This window comes from Neptunicoccus sediminis (assembly GCF_001719615.1).
In the GTDB taxonomy this organism is placed as follows: domain Bacteria; phylum Pseudomonadota; class Alphaproteobacteria; order Rhodobacterales; family Rhodobacteraceae; genus Amylibacter; species Amylibacter sediminis.
Genome location: NZ_MDVX01000001.1, coordinates 582,739 through 600,841, shown reverse-complemented (window position 1 = coordinate 600,841; position 18,103 = coordinate 582,739). Strand labels below are relative to the sequence as shown.

Here is an 18,103-nt window from a genome sequence, read left to right as displayed (position 1 = left end):
CTTCATTTATGAAGCGTCTTATATGACGCTTCATATTTGCAGGGTGATCGGAAAGGTTCTGTTAAGCTTTGGGCACGGACTGATGCTTTGTCGCATCCACCACAAAACCGGCCTCTGCCATCAAACGGTTTGACGCAGGCTCGATCGCTTCCTCCAGAACCTTGGTGATCGTGCCTGTCTCCATGCCGTCCAAATCTTCCGCGTCAAGGCGCGGCAGAAACTCCACCACCGCCAATCCCGGCTTGCGATAGATGCCGTGACGCGGCCAGAACACGCCCACATTTGTCGCCGCCGGCACCACAGGTTGTCCTGTCTGCTGGTGCAACACCGCCGCGCCCACTTTGTAAGGCAGATGCGCCCCGGCCGCCACGCGGGTGCCTTGGGGGAAAATAATCAACTGGCCGGGCAATTGCGCACCGGATTTCACATCTGCCACCATCTGCTTGATCGCCGCGCCGCGCTTGCCCCGCTCCACCGGAACGCAGCCGATCTTTAGCGCGAACCAGCCCAGAATCGGCGCCCATTTCAGCACCGCCTTCATGATGAACTTGGGCCGCGGAACCGCCGAAACGATCAGGATAATGTCAAAAAAGCTTTGGTGTTTGGAGGCGATCAGCACCTCGTCCGTCGGCACCTCACCGCGCACTTCGGATTTCAGCCCGACCATCCAGCTTGCCGTCCAGCGCACCCAGCGACAATAGCTGCGCACCGCCCAGTAGGAATTTTCCCGTTTGATCATCGTCATTGGAATGAAAAACAGCGCCATGACGAACATGGCCAGATACATTTGCCCGATAAACAACAGGGAGCGGAGCCATTGGATTGCATACATCAGCTTAACCTCGATAGGGCACGGAACGCCGCCAGACGGGTCGCCCAGAATGCAACGATTGCGGCGATCACCGGCACGAAAACCGGCAGGACCCAATGCCAACCGACAAAGCCAAGCCCCGTCAGGAAGGCGCCTTCCTCTGCCGGAGCGGGCATAAATGCAACACCTATCATCGCCAGTCCGGTGCCAATCGCAGCCCCGATCAGCGCCCGCAGTGTGAAGCGGCGCACAAAGGCGCGGGCGATGTAGACATCCCGCGCACCGATCAGCCGCAGCACGCCGATTACCTGTCCGTTCGCAGCCAGCGCGGATTGGGCCGCCAGCGTAATCATCGCCCCCATAGAGCCTGCAATCAGCAGGATCGACACCAGCCCGAGCAGACGCAACCGCGTCGCCGCATTCACCAGCGGCTTGCGCCAGCGGGTGTGGTCATCCAGAACCGCGCCGGGGGCTTCCGCGCTCAGCCGCAGTTTCAGTCCGACCATATCCGGCCCTTTGCCCTCTTCCAGAACCTCGATCAGTCGGGGCACCGGCAATGTATCGAGCGGCAGGTCCGGACCGAACCAGGGCTCCAGCAATTTACGTTGTTCCGCATCCGACATCACCCGCGCGCTGGCAATTCCCGGCGTGGTGCGCAGAACCTCCAGCACTGCTTCGGATTGTGCGGCCAGTTGCCCTTCGGGGGCGGCAATGCGGATGGTCGAGGTCCGCGCCAGTTCTGCATCCCAACGATCCGCCAGCCGACCCGTCGCCAGCGACAGCGCTAGTGCAAACACCGTCAGAAAGGCCATAGCTCCGGCGGTAAAAGATGTCAGCCGCGAGGTGAAACCACTGGGCGGCACAACGCGGTCCGCATTGGTATCACCGCTGAAAACCTCAAAAATACTGCGCAAACGCTCCATCACAAATCCGCTCCGGCCAGTTGCAACTTGGTGTTACTGATCCGCAAAACCCGCGCCGAAACTTCGGATTTCGTGTTGCGGATCAGGTTGAGATCATGGGTCGCGATCAGGATCGTTTTACCCATCCGGTTCAATTCTACCAGCAGCGCAATCAATCGTTGCGCCATTTCCCAATCCACATTTCCCGTCGGCTCATCCGCAAGGATCAGGTCCGGCGACATGATAATCGCGCGGGCCAGCGCCGCCCTCTGACGCTCTCCACCGGACAGTTCTGGCGGCAGCGCATCGCCCCGCTCGCTTAGCCCGACCCAGCCCAACAGGTCGTCCACATTGCCTTGATCCACTTCGGATTCGCGGCCCGAAACCGACAGCGGCAATGTCAGATTATCGCGCACACTGATATGATCCAGAAACTGGCAGTTCTGGTGCACGACACCGATCCGCCGCCGCACGCGGGCCACATCATCCCGCGTCATGGCCCGCACATCCTGTTCAAAAATGCGCACCATTCCGGTGGTCGGCATCAGCGCCTGATAGCACAAATTCAGCAAGGTCGTTTTGCCCGAACCCGACGGCCCGGTCAGGAAATGGAACGATCCGGGGGACAACCGCAGGGTCATATCGCTGAGAATATCACGCCCACCATAGTTAAAACCCGCGTTTTTCAGCTCTATCACTCTGTGCCTCGTATACTGTTCGACAGTCCGTTTTGTCGGTTTTCGCTCATACCGCCCATACATGCAATGTTTACAAATTTGAACAGATACTTGGAATGAAAGGGTTCCACCGCTAAAACTAGTAAAAAAGCTGATTCGCGGGCTGGCGGTTGGCAGAAAAAATAAGCGAGGGTGCCATGCGTATAGTATGCCCAAGATGCGTCGCGCAGTACGAGGTAGATGAAGCAGCGATCCCGGAGTCCGGGCGCGAGGTGCAATGCGCCAATTGTGACAATATCTGGTTTCAAGACTATATCGAAATGTTGCCGGATCGCGCATCACACAGCGACGACGAGCTTGAAGACAAAGGGGTCTTCGACAATCTGGATGACCTTCCCGAGCTGAATTTCAGATCGAAACGGGCGCAGACCGCTGCCCCGACAGACTCCCATGATCAGGCCGTTTCGGGCAACGTTGACGCGGATGACAACACGGCAGAAGCCCCCGTCGAAAGGGAAAATCAACCTGCCGCGCCGCATTTCTCCGCCAGCGACGATGATTATAGCGACGACGATTACGATGATGACGATGCGCCCTCACCCCATCTGCGAACAGCCCCAGTCGCAGAGGATGTTCTTAACGTTCTAAGGTCTGAGGCAGCGTTTTCTTCCGCTTCGGCAGCACGGGACAAACTGGACGCAGCCGCTGCGGATGCAATTGACGGTGACGGCGAAGACCGCAAAATCGCCGTAGACCGCGCACTGGCCCAAGAGGAGCAGCAACAGGACAATTCCCTTGCAGGCGGCTCTGGCTCCGGCGATCAGGACGCAGCCGATTTCACAGAGGAAGCACCACGGGGCGAGGGAGATGTTGTCGACCCGCAAAGCGCGTCAAAAGACAGTTCGCAAGAACAGCAATCCACAGATTACGAAATACAGGACGACCCCAAGAAAGAACCTGAAGACGCACCAGCCGGAGAGGAATCCGGTGACGATGATGAACTCGGCTTTGCCGGACTGACCGAATTCCTTGATGCCCATGCGGATGACGACGGCAATGACACCGACGACACCAATAAGGATACATTGCAGCCCGATCCTTCTGCACCGGAACCAGAAGAGCGCGCGGATGCCAAACCGGAGGATGAGGGCGCCGATCCGGAATTTGATCCGCTCGCTGATCTGGAGGCCATTCGCAGCCAGCTTGAAACCATCGGCGCAAGCCGCGCAGCCGAGACGGATCAGGAACCGGAAGCAGAAGCGGAAGGAGACGAGGAACAGTACACCCCGATCCTGCCATCCGACGACCCTCTGCCCGAAGATACCGACGAAGAGTTACGAAATCCTTACGCCGATGACGATTCTCTGGATACAGAAGATGCCGTCACCGAAGACCTCTCTCTTGCCGACATCGAAGACGAGGATTTCAAAGAGATAAAAGAGGACCGCGCCCGACACGCCTATCGCGCCGATAAAGCTGTTGTTGCACCATCACGGGACGACGATGACGGCATCGACAGCCCCGAGGATGAGGACAGCCCGAAAGGGGCCGTTGCCGCCGCTGCCATTATGGGGCTGTCCCGCCCCAAAGCCAGAAACGGCCGAGGCCGTGCACGGGTAAAACAGGGTTTCGGGCTGGACGAAGGGTCTGATCCGTCGTCCCTGTCCCCTCTGGAAGAGGGCGAAGCGGCACCGGCAGACGAACTGGCGGGTGGTCAGTCGGGCCGCAAGTCCCTTCTGCCCGATGTAGACGAACTCGACGCGTCATTGCGCAGTGATGGCGGGGAACCCCGCCGCCGCGACCGAGAAATACGCGACGCCCATGAGGAAGAGCTTGCGCGGAAATCCGGCGGTTTCAGGCGCGCTTTTGTCTGGACGGTCTTTGTCTTTGCGATCCTTATTGCACTGTATCTGCTCCACCCGCTGATCGTCGCTGGCATGCCGTCAGCGGCTGTGGTGCTTGATCCATACGCATCGGCCATCGACAGCCTGCGTCTGTTGATTGAACGGAAGATCGGCGGTTAAAGCGCCGGTCGCCCCTATAATACATCCCGTATCTGAATATCGGGTTAACGGAACGCGGTTCTAGAAGCGGTCTAACAGCCGCTTCAGATAATCCAGTTCCAATGCGGGGCGGTTGCGTTCACCGGACCGTTTGCGGATTTCATCCATAACCTCCCGCGATCTGCGGTACTGTTCTTCGCTTGGCACCAGCTTTTCGTTGCTGCCGACCCGTCCGGTTTCCGACAACGGACGCCCCAAGGGATCGCGCGCGTCCTGATCACCCTGTCCGGGCTGGCTGCCCTGCTGACCGGCCTGACCGGATTGCGCCTGCCGCTCCGCCTCTCCGAGCTGGCGCATCCCTTCGCGCAGAGCTTCCAGCGCGTTGGCCTGATTGCCGAGCGCACCGGCGGAATTGCCGTCTTCGAGATTGCTCTCGGCCTCCCCCATCTGGCGCTCCGCTTCTTCAAGGCTCCGCTCAAACTCTTCGCCACCATTGACCCCGTTCCGGTTCATCTCGCGGCGTTGCTGCTCCAGCATATCCCGAAGCGCCTGCTGACGTTCTGCAAGCCGCCCCGGTCCGGTACCCTGACCCTGTTCTTGCCCACGCTGCTGGCCGTTTTCCTGACCGTCCTGCTGCCCCTGCTGCTGGCCTTGCTGGTTTCCGTCCGACAGCGAAGGGTCCTGAGATTCTTGCAATTCACGCCGGTTGCGGTCGTATTCTTCCTGCAACTCGCGGTAGGTGTCATCGGCCAGATCCTGCTGTTCGCGCAGCGTATCGCCAAGCCCTTCCATCGCCTGCTGGTTCTGTCCACCCTGCCCGCCGTTCTGGCCCTCGGTCACGCGCATGTTTTCCATCATCTGCTGAAGCTGTTCCATCAGCTCCTGCGCCTCGGCCATGCGGCCCTGTTCCATCAGATCCTGAATACGGTCCAGCAATTGTTGCAATTGATCCTGCGACATTTCACGGGTCTGTCCGTTCTCAGCCTGCTGGTTCTGCTGGCCGTCCTTGCGCTGTTCTTCGGCCAACTGCCGCATGTAGTCATTGGTGGCCTGACGCAATTCATCCATCAATTGCTGGATTTCATCCTGCGTTGCCCCGTTTTTCATCGCTTCGGACAGACGCTCCTGCGCCCGCTTCAACCGCTCCCGAGCATCGGCGAGATCACCGTCCTCGATCAAGAGAGCCGCCTTCCAAAGCATGGCGGCAACCTCGTCCCGCACCGTATCGCTCAGCCGGTCGTCGCCGGCATATTCCATCCGGCGCATGGCGGTGCGGATCATCAGATAGGCTTTCTCGCCGCGCCGCTCAAACGCGACTTCGGGGCGGTAGGTGATCGCCTTCAATACCTGCACAATCCGCTGTTTGTTATCCCTGTTCCACAGTAAATCACGCCGTTGTTCGGCCACGGCAGCGGCCATCGTGTCAAAGAACCGCTTGCCCGGCATGGGGCCGATTTCGGGGGTGACGCTGCCCGTCTGACCCAGCGCATCCTCCACTGTCAGCACAATACGAACCGGCAAACCAGCCCAAGGGTGTTCCGCCAGATCCTCGACCAGCGTTTCTTCAAAGGCTGCGGTTTTTCGGGTGAAAGGCAGCGGCAGTTGCAACGTCAGCATCTCGCGCGGCTCGGGGTCAGACACCAGACCGTGACGCCGGTCCACCGCTTCAAGTGCCAGTTCGATGGTGACAGTGCCACCTTCAATACCGTAGTCATCCCGCGCCTCGAACGGCAGTTTCAGCGCCCCCTGTACGGTGCGGCTGATCTCGTCTGTCAGCACAACCTGCGGATCTTCGTCCGCGATCATCGCAATGTTGAATTCCGCATCCGGTCCCTGCGGTGGCACCAGCCTAAGCCGCCCCGACTGCGTCACGTCAATTGTGCTCTCGGCAAATCCGGCCTCGCCCGTGCTCAAGGCAGCATCGCCCGTCGCACTGAAGGATTCCTCCAATGTCGCGCCTTCGGTTTCACCATAAATCCGCAAGGTTATGCGGGTGCCTTCTGGCAGGTCCAAGGTCTCGCCACTGGCAATATCGTTCAGATAGACCGCCGGTTTTCCGGTATAGGCGGGCGGCTCTGCCCAGCCTTCCCAACTGGGACCGGTGGCCACAAGCGCTGTTTCGTCCGTCAGACTTTGTACCAGCGACTGCACCGGATCTGTCCGGCCGAACAGGGCCGCCGCCGCAAAGACAAACACCGCGATCAGGCGCAAGGCCCAAGGATCGCGGCGGGCCAGCCGAATGTGGGGCTGCGCGGCCTGTGCGCCGCGGGCCTGATCCGCCATGCGCTGCAAATGTCTGGCCCAAAGGTATCGCGCTGCAGGGTCATCTGCCCCCACCGCCATGGAATCATCCAGAGATTGCAAGGGGCGGCCCGGCATTTTCGCGTCGATCCGCGCCTTGGCATCCGCCACTGTCGGCCAGTGAAACGAACGGACCCCGCGCCATAGAAACCACAGCCAGAGCACAGCCGCCACCGCCAGCCCACCTGTCAGCGCAGCTTTGCCAAAGGGCAACAGCAATCCCAGACGACCCAGCGCGACCACAAAAAGAGTGAGCGTTATCAGAGGCCAAAAGCTGGCCATGCCACGCTCGAGCAGAATCGCGGCACGGGTCAGGCGCAACCGCCACGTCAGGGTGCGCATCGCCCTGCGTGCCAGCTTGTCAACGTTGATCTCGTAATCAGCCATCCGGACCCTTCACCCGCCTTTCGCGGTAGAGGTGTGCAGGATCAGTCCTGCATCCACTCCGGTAGCTTATCCCGATTTAACATTTCGTCAAACGTTGGACGGGGGCGGATGACAGCATATTGATCGCCATTCACCAGAACTTCGGGGATCATGGGGCGGGAATTATATTCTGACGACATTACCGCACCATAGGCACCGGCAGACCGGAAAGCGATCATATCGCCGTCATCCAGATGGGGCATCATGCGCTGTTTGGTAAATGTATCCCCCGATTCGCAAATCGGCCCGACAATATCCACCGGCGCTTGCGCAACACCCGCGGCCGGCTCCAGCACCGGAACAATATCGTGATAGGCGTCATACATAGCCGGGCGGATCAGATCGTTCATGGCTGCATCGACGATCAGAAAATCACGACCTTCGCCGTTTTTGCGGAAGATCACAGAGGACACCATCAGGCCCGCGTTTCCGGCGATCAGACGGCCCGGTTCGATCTCAATCTCACAGCCCAGATGTCCGACCGTTTCACGCACAACATCGCCGTATTCCATCGGCAAAGGCGGCGCGGCATTGGAACGCTCATAAGGTATCCCCAGACCGCCGCCCAGATCGAGACGGGATATTTCGTGCCCGTCGGCGCGCAGCACCTCTGTCAGCTGCGCAACCTTCTGGAACGCATCGCGATAAGGCGCAAGATCCACAAGCTGGCTGCCGATGTGCACGTCAATCCCGACAACTTTTACACCGGGCAAACTAGCAGCCAGTTTATAAACGTCGCGGGCGCGGGCGATTGGAATGCCGAATTTATTGTCGGACATGCCTGTTGCAATTTTCGGGTGGGTTTTCGCATCCACATCCGGGTTCACCCGTACGGTGATTGGAACCTCAACGCCCATTTCAGTGGCCACTTTGGACAATAGATGCAGTTCCGGTTCGCTTTCCACATTGAACTGGCGAATGCCGCCAGCCAGCACGGTTTCCATCTCAAACCGTGTCTTGCCAACACCGGAAAAGACAATCCGCTCTCCCGGGATGCCAACAGCTTTGGCCCGCAGGTATTCCCCCACCGACACCACATCCATACCAGCGCCCATATCGCCCAGCAGCTTGAGAACCGCCAGATTGGAATTCGCCTTCATCGCGTAACACACCAGATGTGGCATCCCGGCGAGCGCTTCGTCAAACACCGTGTAATGCCGTGCCAGCGTCGCGCTGGAATAGACATAAAACGGCGTCCCGACAGAAGCCGCGATTTCTGTCAGCGGCACGTCTTCCGCGTGCAAAACCCCGTTGCGATACAAAAAATGGTCCATGGTGCAGTCCTTACTTCAAGCCCGCCCCGCTTAAACCGAAACGGCAGGTCAAACCACCCTTGTTTTAAGCGCGGCCTGAAAGGTCAGGTCACAGAACGCGCCCGCAAAAACAGGTAGAGCGGCAGGCCGCAGCTGACACCAATGCCAAAGGTAGCGGGCAAACAAACCGCGAGCACCCAGTAATCCTTGCGCTGGTAGACCTCGGCACACATCCAGACCACCAGTGCCGCCGCCGATACCGTCAAATCCCAAACCAGCCCGGAGGCCGCAGCGTTCACATGCCAGGCGTCCACCATTCCCATGATGTCAAACCCGTTTTCCCCGAACCACTGCAGGAAATACCGCATTGGCAGGATGGTGCCCGCCACAGCCAGAGCCAGATAGACCATTCGCAAGCCCGACATGTATAACCCCTTCAGGCTAAGATTCCGTTGCGCTGATGGGCACCGGATCATCCTTAATTCCGCAGGCCGTCAGGCCAAGTCCAGCGATCAGGCAGAGGATTAAAACCCGCATCATTTGATCCTTTCGCGCCAGGCTGCGATCTGCTTTCGCACCTGCTCCGGTGCTGTGCCGCCGAAACTGACACGACTTGCCACAGAATTCTGCACGCCGAGCACGCCGAACACATCCTGTGTAATCTTGTCGTGCACCGATTGCATGTCTTCCAGCGACAGGTCCGGCAGGTCGCAACCGCGATCTTCGGCCATTTTAACCAAGGCGCCCGTAACATGATGGGCATCACGGAACGGCATGCCAAGCGCACGCACCAGCCAGTCCGCCAGATCGGTCGCGGTGGAAAACCCGCTGGCCGCGGCAACCTCAAGACTGTCTGCATTGGGACGCATATCCGCCACCATCCCCGACATCGCCGCCAGCGCCAGCATCAGGCTGTCTGCCGCATCAAACACCTGTTCCTTATCTTCCTGCATGTCCTTGGAATAGGCCAGCGGCAGCCCCTTCATCACGGTCAGCAGACCGATCAGGCTGCCATTGATCCGCCCGACCTTGGCGCGGATCAGTTCCGCCGCGTCTGGGTTTTTCTTCTGTGGCATAATGCTGGAACCTGTCGAAAACCGGTCCGACAGTACGACAAAACGGAATTGTGCAGAGGACCAGATCACCAGTTCTTCGGCAAAGCGACTAAGATGCGTGGCACAGATCGACGCGGAAGACAGAAACTCCAGCGCGAAATCCCGATCGCTGACCGCATCCAGACTGTTCGCGCTGGGACGGTCAAAGCCAAGCGCCTGCGCCGTGGCATGGCGGTCAATCGGAAAGGACGTGCCCGCCAGCGCCGCCGCGCCCAGCGGCGATTCATTCATCCGCGCCCGCGCGTCGATCATGCGGCTTTTGTCCCGCGCAAACATTTCCACATAGGCCATCATGTGATGCCCCCAAGTGACGGGCTGGGCCACCTGCAAATGGGTAAAGCCGGGCATCACCATGTCCGCGCCGGCCTCTGCCTGATCCAGAAGCGCCGCGATCAGCGCATCCAGTCCCGAGATCGCCGCATCAAACTGGTCCCGCACCCAGAGTTTAAAATCCGTCGCCACCTGATCGTTCCGGCTGCGCCCCGTGTGCAGGCGTCCGGCCGGTTCACCGATGATCTCCTTCAGGCGGGATTCCACGTTCATGTGAATATCCTCAAGGGCTGCGGAATACTCAAAGGTTCCGCCTTCAATTTCTGACAAGACCGTGAGCAGGCCTTCCCTGATCGCACTCGCATCACTATCAGTGATGATGCCCTGTCGGGCGAGCATTGCCGCATGGGCGCGGGATCCTTCAATGTCCTGCCGCGCCATCCGTTTGTCAAAACCGATGGAAGCGTTTATCGCTTCCATGATGGCATCGGGACCACTGGCAAAACGCCCGCCCCACATGGCATTGGAAGTTTTCGTGGAGGATGATTTTTTGTCTGACATGATGAATGCGCCCGAAGTTAACACGATAGGAAGAGGCCTGACATGACCCTGAAAAAAGCTCTCGCTGCCGCAGTGCTATACGCCGCCGGGGCGACAATCGCAAATCCTGTCTTGGCCGACCGCCCTGATATCGCAGCCCTGAGCGAAATGCGCGGCGGTGACATGAAGAAACTTGCCTTCTCGGAGGCTCCGGTGAAACGTGTTGATACTCCTTTTCAAAATGAGGAAGGCGAAGCTGTCACCTTCAAGGATTTTGAAGGCAAATACCTTCTGGTGAATTTCTGGGCCACATGGTGTGCCCCCTGCCGGCATGAAATGCCAACCCTTGACGCCTTGCAGGAAGCTTTTGGCGGGGATGATTTCGAAGTTGTCACCATTGCCACCGGCCATAATCCCCTGCCCGCCATCCACAGCTTCTTTGAAGAGGCAGGCGTGACCAACATCGCCATCTACCGCGACCCCAAACAAAGGCTGGCCCGTGAGATGACAGTATTCGGGCTACCAATGACGATGATCCTTAACCCCGCAGGGGAGGAAATCGCCCGCCTGCGCGGGGATGCGGACTGGTTCAGCACAGAAGCGCAGGAAATTATCAAAGCTCTGATCGCAGCAAACGGGGCATAATCAGAAACCGCTTTAACCAAAGTAGGGCGCGGCCGTGGCGGAACCGGTAGCCATGCCGCCGCCCCAACCGGCAAGCGTGTGCGGCCCGTGGCAAGCATAATGGTCTTCAGCATTGCGGGGACGCCACGGGTGCGGCAATGGGGGAGTTTCGGGCCAGGTATTCTGCAATCAAAAGAAGATGTTTCTGCAACAGCGGTTTGTTAAGGTATTCCTTCACCACAGAAAATTGCGAGGCCCGCTCCTCATCGCTGGGGTCCAGTGACGTTGTGAGCATGACAATCAACATGCGCGTAAAGCTGTCGCCCAACTCTTCCGTTGCTGCGGCAAGAAATTCAAACCCATCCATGCGTGGCATATTAATATCGAGCAAAATGGCATCAACCAAAGTCCGGTCGCTGCGCCGCAGATACACCAGTGCTTCCTCGGCGGACAGGAACTGCAGCACCTGCCCCACCAGTCCTGATCTTTTGATGATCCTGCGATAGATCAACTGATCCACCTTGTTATCATCGACCACCAAAAGGTTCCTGATCGCCGGCTTGTCGTCATCCGGTATGAACCTGTGCATCTCATAAGTCATTATTCTCTCCTCAAATCTGCATTCCCGCATCCGACAAGCGCAGCCGCCTTTGGCAATACCCTTCGGCTTTAACGTCATGTCTGGGATTGCGGCAGCCCAACCGTAAAGCAGGAGCCAACCCCGGGATCCGATGTAAGCGTGATGCTTCCACCGTGGTTCATCACGATGCGCCGGCACAGAGCGAGACCCAAGCCGGTGCCAGCAATTTGTTCCGGGCGGTGCAAGCGGGTAAAAATAGTAAATATCTTCTCAAAATCTTCCGGACCGATGCCGACTCCTTGATCCGCAATGCTGATTACGACCCGATTATCACCCGCAATCTCGCCAGTGATACTGATCCGGTTTTCACAATCCGGGCGCGAAAATTTGATCGCATTTGTCAGTAAGTTGGAAAGCAGCAACCGCATCTGTTCCTTATGGGCAATAACCTGCGGCAGCGGTTGCAGATCGACGACGACGTTGGCTACACCAAGCTCTGCCTCCAGTTCGCGTAAAATCCCCTTGGCAAGTTCGGTAAGGGAGACCGGCACAAACTCAACAACTTCACCGATAATGCTGGTATACCGGAGCAGCTCGTCAATCAGGATTTGCATCCGCCCGATTGATTCGCCAGCCAAAGACAACAGGTGCAGCCCGTCTTGGGACAGGCGTTCACTCTCGCTCTCCTGCAATTCGTCAAGCAGCATTCCAACAGTATTCACCGGTGATTTCAGATCATGACTGACCGCATAGGCGAAATCCCGCAATTCGCTGTTCGCCGCGTCCAATTCCCGTCCGGTTTCGTGACGGCGCCGCACCGCCGTGATTTCATTATGAACGCCAAACATGCGAATGGCCTTGCCTGCATCGTCGCGAATTGCCCGCCCCCGACATCGCACCCAGATGGTTGAGCCGTCCGTATGTTTGTAGCGCACCAATTGATCGTAGGGATGGGCCGGATCTGCGCAATGGAGTTCGAAATTAACCAAAGCGATCTTCAGGTCGTCGGGATTGATAATATCCTGCCACTCCGCCGGATCATGGGTCTTGGTTTCGGGATCGATCCCGAAAAGACGCCAGAATTCGGGACTCATCCATTCCTGATCCGGCCGTTCCAGATCCCAATACCACACCCCATCCAGTGACGCCTGCTGCACAAAGCTCCACATTTCGGGATTCGTGCTCATCTGGTGGTCAAGTTCGGTTTTTAAGTAGTGTTCCGCCATTCTTACCTGCAATTTGTCTGGCCCTGCCAAGGATCGGGCCGCTTGCCTAAAGAATGTCAGATCACCCCTTAAAAAAAGGTTTCCAAAATGCCGGAAAATAGCTGTTGGTTAAAATTTGACGAATTTCTCTCTTTGCTTAACGCGCCAGCGTTTTAACTGCCTCATGACGGTGGCAGGTTACAAGATGGTCGTTGATCAGGCCCGTTGCCTCCATCCAGGCATAAACAATTGTGGGGCCGCAGAATTTGAAACCAAGTTTCTTCAAATCTTTTGAAATTTTTAGGGAAAGGTCCGAGGACGCTGGAACCTCCGCCATCGTTTGGAACCTGTTCACCAACGGTTGACCGTCCACATAGCCCCACATCATTGGGGCAAAACCCGGCCCATCTTGCAGTTTCAGCCAGGCCTGCGCACCGGTTATTGCAGCCTCGATCTTACCCCGATGCCGGACAATCCCCGCATCCCCGAGAAGACGCTGTATATCGGCTTCATCGAAACGGGCGACCTTTTCGGGATCAAAATTGGCAAAGGCTGCGCGGAACGCATCCCGCTTTTTGAGAATCGTTAACCAACTTAGCCCTGCCTGAAACCCGTCGAGCACCAGTTTTTCCCAAAGCGCACGGCTGTCATATTCAGGAACGCCCCATTCTTCATCGTGATAATTTATGTAAATTGGTAAAGATCCACACCAGTCACATCGGGTTTCAGTCATATTTTCCCTTACCTCCCAAACGCTTGCGCATTTAGCGAAAAGTTAACACAATTTAGAACAAAATGGGAACCTTAACTTCATCTTAGAATTTTACCGTCAATACTGGGTTCAAGATTTACTGAAATCGGAGGATTGCCGCGTGACACATATATACGGGCCGGATTTGAACGAACCCCACTGCCATGGCGGGGCAGGTGACGCCCGGACCGAACTCGGTGCCATGATCGAAATGGTGCGGGAAGCTATAAAAAGCAGGAACGTTATGCTGGCCTACCAGCCGATTGTGCACAGTAAAAATCCCACACGCCCTGCATATTACGAAGGTTTGATCCGTGTTCTGGATGCAAAACGGCGGATCATTCCTGCGCAAAATTTTATCGGTGCCGTGGAAACCATGGAAATCGGACGCATTCTTGACTGTCTGTCTCTCGAACTTGGACTCGTCGCCCTTGCAGAGGAACCGACCCTGCGACTGGCGATAAACATGTCGGCCCGGTCCATCGGTTATCCCCACTGGATGGAAACCCTGAATCGGGGGCTCGCCATGGATAAGACCATTGCAGAACGTCTGATTTTGGAAGTAACGGAAAGCTCTGCAATGTTAATGCCTGACATTGTGAATGTATTCATGGGGGATCTGCACCGGCGGGGTATTTCCTTCGCGCTTGATGATTTCGGCGCCGGATACACCGCCTTTCGTTTCTTCCGCGATTTCCAGTTTGATATTGTGAAAATCGACGGGCAGTTCATTCGCGACATTCACAAGGATGTCGACAATCAGGTGCTGACGGCGGCTCTAATTGCAATCGCTCATCAGTTTGACATGTTTACAGTCGCTGAATGCGTAGAGAAAAAAGAAGAACTCGCGTATCTGCAAGAAGCCGGGATTGATTGTTTGCAGGGCTATCTTCTGGGTCGCCCCGAAACCGTGCCTGTCTGGAAAGAGGACGAAACCCCGCTTGAGGGCTATATCTAAGCGGACTACCCTGCCTAAGATTTCGACACTGAAACGTAACGCGTGGTGAAACCCCCGTTGCGTTTTGCGATTCCCAGAAAACCATGCCGCAGCCCCGCAGTCGTGATGCGACATGTTTCCTCTTGCGTGAACGATCAGCGGTTCCTACCAATTGATTAACACATCAGGGGCAAAAGCCTGTATCACCACCGATGAAACCGGCTGCGCGACCTGTGGCCGAGCGTTTTATAAGAGGAAAACCAATGACCAATGTTGTAATTGCATCCGCCGCCCGCACAGCAGTCGGCTCCTTTCTGGGAAGTTTTGCCAATACCCCTGCCCATGATCTTGGCGCGACGGTTATCAAAGCCGTGCTCGATCGCGCCGGCGTTGATGCGGCTGATGTATCCGAAACCATTCTCGGGCAGGTTCTGACAGCGGGTCAGGGCCAAAATCCGGCACGTCAGGCCCATATCAATGCCGGTCTGCCACAGGAATCTGCAGCTTGGGGCATTAATCAGGTCTGCGGTTCCGGCCTGCGCGCTGTCGCCCTCGCCGCGCAACATATCCAACTTGGCGATGCGGGCATCGTGGTTGCCGGCGGACAGGAAAGCATGTCTCTGTCACCCCATGTTGCGAACCTGCGGGCCGGTCAAAAAATGGGCGATATGAAATTTATCGACTCCATGATCAAAGACGGTCTTTGGGATGCCTTTAACGGCTATCATATGGGAAACACGGCTGAAAACGTTGCAAACCAATGGCAAATCAGCCGCGATATGCAGGATGAATTTGCAGTCGCCTCTCAGAACAAGGCCGAGGCCGCCCAGAAAGCGGGCAAATTCGAAGACGAAATCACCCCTTTCGTGGTGAAAACCCGCAAGGGGGAAACCACTGTCGATTCCGATGAATACATTCGTCACGGCGCGACAATGGACGCAATGCAAAAACTGCGCCCCGCATTTGACCGCGACGGCACAGTCACGGCTGCCAATGCCTCCGGTTTGAATGACGGCGCAGCGGCCACGCTGCTGATGTCCGCGGATGAGGCTGAACGGCGCGGGATCGAGCCCCTGGCGCGAATCGTCTCTTATGCAACCGCCGGTCTTGATCCGGCGATCATGGGTGTGGGTCCGGTCTATGCCTCTCGCAAGGCGTTGGACAAGGCCGGTTGGAGCGTTTCCGATCTGGATCTGGTGGAAGCCAACGAAGCCTTTGCCGCGCAGGCTTGTGCCGTGAACAAGGACATGGGCTGGGATCCGGCAATCGTTAATGTGAACGGCGGCGCAATCGCGATCGGCCACCCGATTGGCGCATCGGGATGCCGTGTGTTGAACACGCTGCTGTTTGAAATGAAACGACGCGATGCGAAGCGGGGACTGGCGACCCTTTGCATCGGTGGTGGTATGGGCGTCGCCATGTGTGTGGAACGTTCATAATTTAACGGCCCCGCACTGTTGCGGGGCCTAATACATTCAGGGAGAATGAATTAATGGCAAGAGTTGCACTGGTCACTGGGGGGTCGCGCGGGATTGGCGCGGCGATTGCGAAACATCTCAAAGCGGAAGGTTATTCCGTCGCGGCGAGTTTTGCAGGAAATGAAGAGGCTGCGGCCGCTTTCACTGAGGAAACCGGCATTCCGGCCTATAAATGGTCTGTCGCGGATTATGACGAATGCGTCGAAGGCATTGCCAAAGTGGAGGCCGATCTGGGACCAATCGAGGTTCTGGTGAACAACGCCGGCATCACGCGGGATGCGCCTTTCCATAAAATGACCCGCGAACAGTGGTCCGAGGTGATGGACACCAACCTGTCCGGCGTCTTTAATATGACCCATCCGCTGTGGAACGGCATGCGTGAACGCAAATTCGGCCGCATCATTAATATTTCTTCCATCAACGGGCAAAAAGGCCAGTTTGCCCAAGCCAACTATTCCGCTGCCAAGGCCGGAGACATCGGTTTTACCAAGGCACTGGCACAGGAAGGTGCACGGGCGGGGATTACGGTTAACGTGATCTGTCCGGGCTATGTGGCCACAGATATGGTGATGGCTGTGCCGGAAAAAGTACGTGACAGTATCATTGCCACTATCCCCGTAGGGCGCCTTGGAGAGCCTGAGGACATCGCCCGTTGCGTAGCCTTCCTTGCCTCTGACGATGCGGGTTTTGTGACTGGTTCCACACTTACCGCCAATGGCGGCCAGTATATGACCTGACGCCCGTTTTAATGGACGCACAAAAAAAGGGCCGCTTGATCAAGCGGCCCTTTCTTTCGCCTAGTTTGACAGGCGGTTAATTTCTTCTTTTAGACGGAGCTTTTCTTTTTTGAGGCTCGCGATCTCCAGATCATCCATTCCGGGTCGCCGTTGAAACGTTTCGACTCTTTGGGAGAGTTCTTCGTGCTTTCGTTTGAGTTCGGAAATATGGGAACTCATGCTCATGGTACACCTCCGTTTTGGTTTAGCACCCCCATAGCAGCACAAGTTCTGCCGTCTGTCATCAAATTGTTTCGTAGGATTTGAATATAGCAAATCCCCGCTATCGGAACCGCTGATGCAACCACCTATAGTTGAGGCGAAAAGATCAATGTTTCGGCTGAGATAGCCTCTGAAATCCCCCTTAGCAGGCCCGGAGTCCTCGCTGTGATCCAAGTCGGCGGGTTTCAGCCATTCGATGCAAACCCGTCCCTTCCCCCGCGAATCACGCCCTGTCGAGCCCTTGACCGTGACGCAGGAGCCCCTCCGCTTCGGCGCTATAATCCGGTTGGCCCTGTACGTGGGCGGCACCGGAATGCACCACAAAGGGTGACAACAGCCGCAACGGTCCGCGTGCGGACTTGGTTGCGCGCACAAGTACCCGTTTTGCCGGTTTATCCTGCCGGGCGGAAATGGGCAGAATCTCTATATTTCCGGCCCGTCCAGTAAAACCGGCCAGGATTTCTCCGAGATGTTCGCTCAGGTGGATCATGGTAAATACGCCCCCCGCACGCAGCCGCCGCAACCCTGCATCAATCCAGACACCTGTGCTGTCTCCGGTCACAAAGGCCAGCGATTTACCATCATTTTGGGGTTTACTGACACGGCCTTCGGGAAAAAACGGCGGATTGGCCAGCACATGATCAAAGCTCTTGCCTTTCAGATCAGCAGGCATATTCGTCAGATCCCCCTGCACAACCTCTAGTGGAATCCCGTTGCTTTCGGCGTTTTGGCGGGCCAGTGCGGCATAGGCCGCTTGCAGCTCCAATCCGGTTTGCGTCAGCCCCGCAACCCGCGCCCCGAGACACAGGCTCGCCACGCCAACACCACAGCCAAGCTCCAACACACTTTCCCCGCTTTTGGCAGGAACCCAGGCTGCCAGAAACACCGGATCGGTCGCTGCGCGGTATCCGTTTCGCGGCTGGCGGATCTGCAACCTCCCGCCCAGAAAGCCGTCAACAGTCACATCAGGCGCGGCATCGGTCATATCCGGTCCGGCAGTTCGATTTCATTATCCGTCAGGATGGCACGCGCCCGGAAATAGTCTTCATCCGCGACCATAACACGCCTTGGCATCACGCCGATGGAGCCTTCTAATATGCTCATATGGACGTCGAGATCAAAGCACTCTATATCCTCGGCACGCAACAATGCGTGGGTAAAGGCCACAATGGTCGGGTCGTTCGTGCGCAACAATTCTTTCATGGCAATGGCATACGGCCTTTCGCTATGGG

At 57.1% G+C, this 18,103-nt stretch carries 18 protein-coding genes; 5 read left to right on the top strand and 13 right to left on the bottom strand.

From position 1 onward, the window contains the following. Window positions 1-61: 61 nt before the first annotated feature. From BFV97_RS02795 to BFV97_RS02785, 3 genes are read right to left on the bottom strand one after another with little or no spacing between them, the layout of a single operon-like run. Window positions 62-835, bottom strand: coding sequence for a lysophospholipid acyltransferase family protein (locus BFV97_RS02795; RefSeq protein ID WP_069299051.1), 774 nt, complete (start codon window positions 833-835; stop codon window positions 62-64). Then, complete coding sequence (locus BFV97_RS02790) at window positions 832-1,734, bottom strand: cell division protein FtsX (protein ID WP_108721614.1); 903 nt, start codon at window positions 1,732-1,734, stop codon at window positions 832-834. Before BFV97_RS02790 ends, BFV97_RS02795 begins: the two co-directional genes overlap by 4 nt. After that, entirely contained in the window at window positions 1,734-2,411 is a 678-nt protein-coding gene (locus tag BFV97_RS02785; RefSeq protein ID WP_069298773.1) for a cell division ATP-binding protein FtsE, read from the bottom strand. The genes BFV97_RS02790 and BFV97_RS02785 overlap by 1 nt, the downstream gene beginning before the upstream one ends. Before the next feature lie 176 nt (window positions 2,412-2,587). Here BFV97_RS02785 and BFV97_RS02780 point away from each other — a divergent pair, with 176 nt between their 5' ends. Beyond that, complete coding sequence (locus BFV97_RS02780) at window positions 2,588-4,414, top strand: zinc-ribbon domain-containing protein (RefSeq protein ID WP_083225497.1); 1,827 nt, start codon at window positions 2,588-2,590, stop codon at window positions 4,412-4,414. Between the two features lie 60 nt (window positions 4,415-4,474). Here BFV97_RS02780 and BFV97_RS02775 read toward each other — a convergent pair whose 3' ends face one another. The 4 genes from BFV97_RS02775 to argH form a co-directional block, all read right to left on the bottom strand. Beyond that, entirely contained in the window at window positions 4,475-7,081 is a 2,607-nt protein-coding gene (locus BFV97_RS02775) for a TIGR02302 family protein (RefSeq protein ID WP_083225469.1), read from the bottom strand. A gap of 41 nt (window positions 7,082-7,122) precedes the next feature. After that, window positions 7,123-8,394: a diaminopimelate decarboxylase gene (lysA, locus tag BFV97_RS02770; protein ID WP_069298771.1), complete on the bottom strand. Its 1,272-nt coding sequence runs from the start codon at window positions 8,392-8,394 to the stop codon at window positions 7,123-7,125. Window positions 8,395-8,477: 83 nt separating this feature from the next. After that, window positions 8,478-8,798, bottom strand: coding sequence for a DUF2834 domain-containing protein (locus BFV97_RS02765; RefSeq protein ID WP_069298770.1), 321 nt, complete (start codon window positions 8,796-8,798; stop codon window positions 8,478-8,480). Window positions 8,799-8,909: 111 nt separating this feature from the next. Next, window positions 8,910-10,319 (bottom strand): argininosuccinate lyase, encoded by a 1,410-nt coding sequence (gene argH / locus BFV97_RS02760; protein WP_069298769.1) that lies wholly within the window; start codon window positions 10,317-10,319, stop codon window positions 8,910-8,912. A 42-nt stretch (window positions 10,320-10,361) separates the two neighbouring features. Between argH and BFV97_RS02755 the strand changes: the two genes are divergently transcribed. Continuing rightward, complete coding sequence (locus BFV97_RS02755; protein WP_069298768.1) at window positions 10,362-10,943, top strand: TlpA family protein disulfide reductase; 582 nt, start codon at window positions 10,362-10,364, stop codon at window positions 10,941-10,943. Window positions 10,944-11,049: 106 nt separating this feature from the next. Here the strand turns inward: BFV97_RS02755 and BFV97_RS02750 are convergent, their stop codons facing one another. The 3 genes from BFV97_RS02750 to BFV97_RS02740 form a co-directional block, all read right to left on the bottom strand. Beyond that, the gene (locus BFV97_RS02750; RefSeq protein WP_245667533.1) at window positions 11,050-11,523 is read right to left on the bottom strand and encodes a response regulator; all 474 of its coding nucleotides are present in this window, start codon (window positions 11,521-11,523) and stop codon (window positions 11,050-11,052) included. Between the two features lie 74 nt (window positions 11,524-11,597). Continuing rightward, a complete protein-coding gene (locus BFV97_RS02745) occupies window positions 11,598-12,728 on the bottom strand; it encodes a sensor histidine kinase (protein ID WP_069298767.1) in 1,131 nt (376 codons plus the stop codon). Window positions 12,729-12,864: 136 nt separating this feature from the next. Then, window positions 12,865-13,440, bottom strand: a complete 576-nt coding sequence (locus BFV97_RS02740; RefSeq protein ID WP_069298766.1) for a DNA-3-methyladenine glycosylase I — start codon at window positions 13,438-13,440, stop codon at window positions 12,865-12,867. Window positions 13,441-13,660: 220 nt separating this feature from the next. On the opposite strand from BFV97_RS02740, the gene BFV97_RS02735 reads away from it, so the two are divergent. From BFV97_RS02735 to phbB, 3 genes are all read left to right on the top strand, one after another. Continuing rightward, window positions 13,661-14,416 (top strand): EAL domain-containing protein, encoded by a 756-nt coding sequence (locus BFV97_RS02735; RefSeq protein WP_083225496.1) that lies wholly within the window; start codon window positions 13,661-13,663, stop codon window positions 14,414-14,416. Between the two features lie 242 nt (window positions 14,417-14,658). After that, window positions 14,659-15,834: an acetyl-CoA C-acetyltransferase gene (locus BFV97_RS02730; RefSeq protein WP_069298765.1), complete on the top strand. Its 1,176-nt coding sequence runs from the start codon at window positions 14,659-14,661 to the stop codon at window positions 15,832-15,834. Window positions 15,835-15,887: 53 nt separating this feature from the next. Then, the gene (phbB, locus tag BFV97_RS02725; RefSeq protein WP_069298764.1) at window positions 15,888-16,610 is read left to right on the top strand and encodes an acetoacetyl-CoA reductase; all 723 of its coding nucleotides are present in this window, start codon (window positions 15,888-15,890) and stop codon (window positions 16,608-16,610) included. A gap of 60 nt (window positions 16,611-16,670) precedes the next feature. Here phbB and BFV97_RS02720 read toward each other — a convergent pair whose 3' ends face one another. The 3 genes from BFV97_RS02720 to BFV97_RS02710 form a co-directional block, all read right to left on the bottom strand. Beyond that, window positions 16,671-16,835: a YdcH family protein gene (locus tag BFV97_RS02720; protein WP_069298763.1), complete on the bottom strand. Its 165-nt coding sequence runs from the start codon at window positions 16,833-16,835 to the stop codon at window positions 16,671-16,673. Between the two features lie 259 nt (window positions 16,836-17,094). Continuing rightward, window positions 17,095-17,856, bottom strand: coding sequence for a tRNA1(Val) (adenine(37)-N6)-methyltransferase (locus BFV97_RS02715; protein ID WP_069298762.1), 762 nt, complete (start codon window positions 17,854-17,856; stop codon window positions 17,095-17,097). Further along, window positions 17,853-18,074, bottom strand: coding sequence for a putative signal transducing protein (locus BFV97_RS02710; RefSeq protein WP_069298761.1), 222 nt, complete (start codon window positions 18,072-18,074; stop codon window positions 17,853-17,855). Before BFV97_RS02710 ends, BFV97_RS02715 begins: the two co-directional genes overlap by 4 nt. Window positions 18,075-18,103 lie beyond the last annotated feature (29 nt).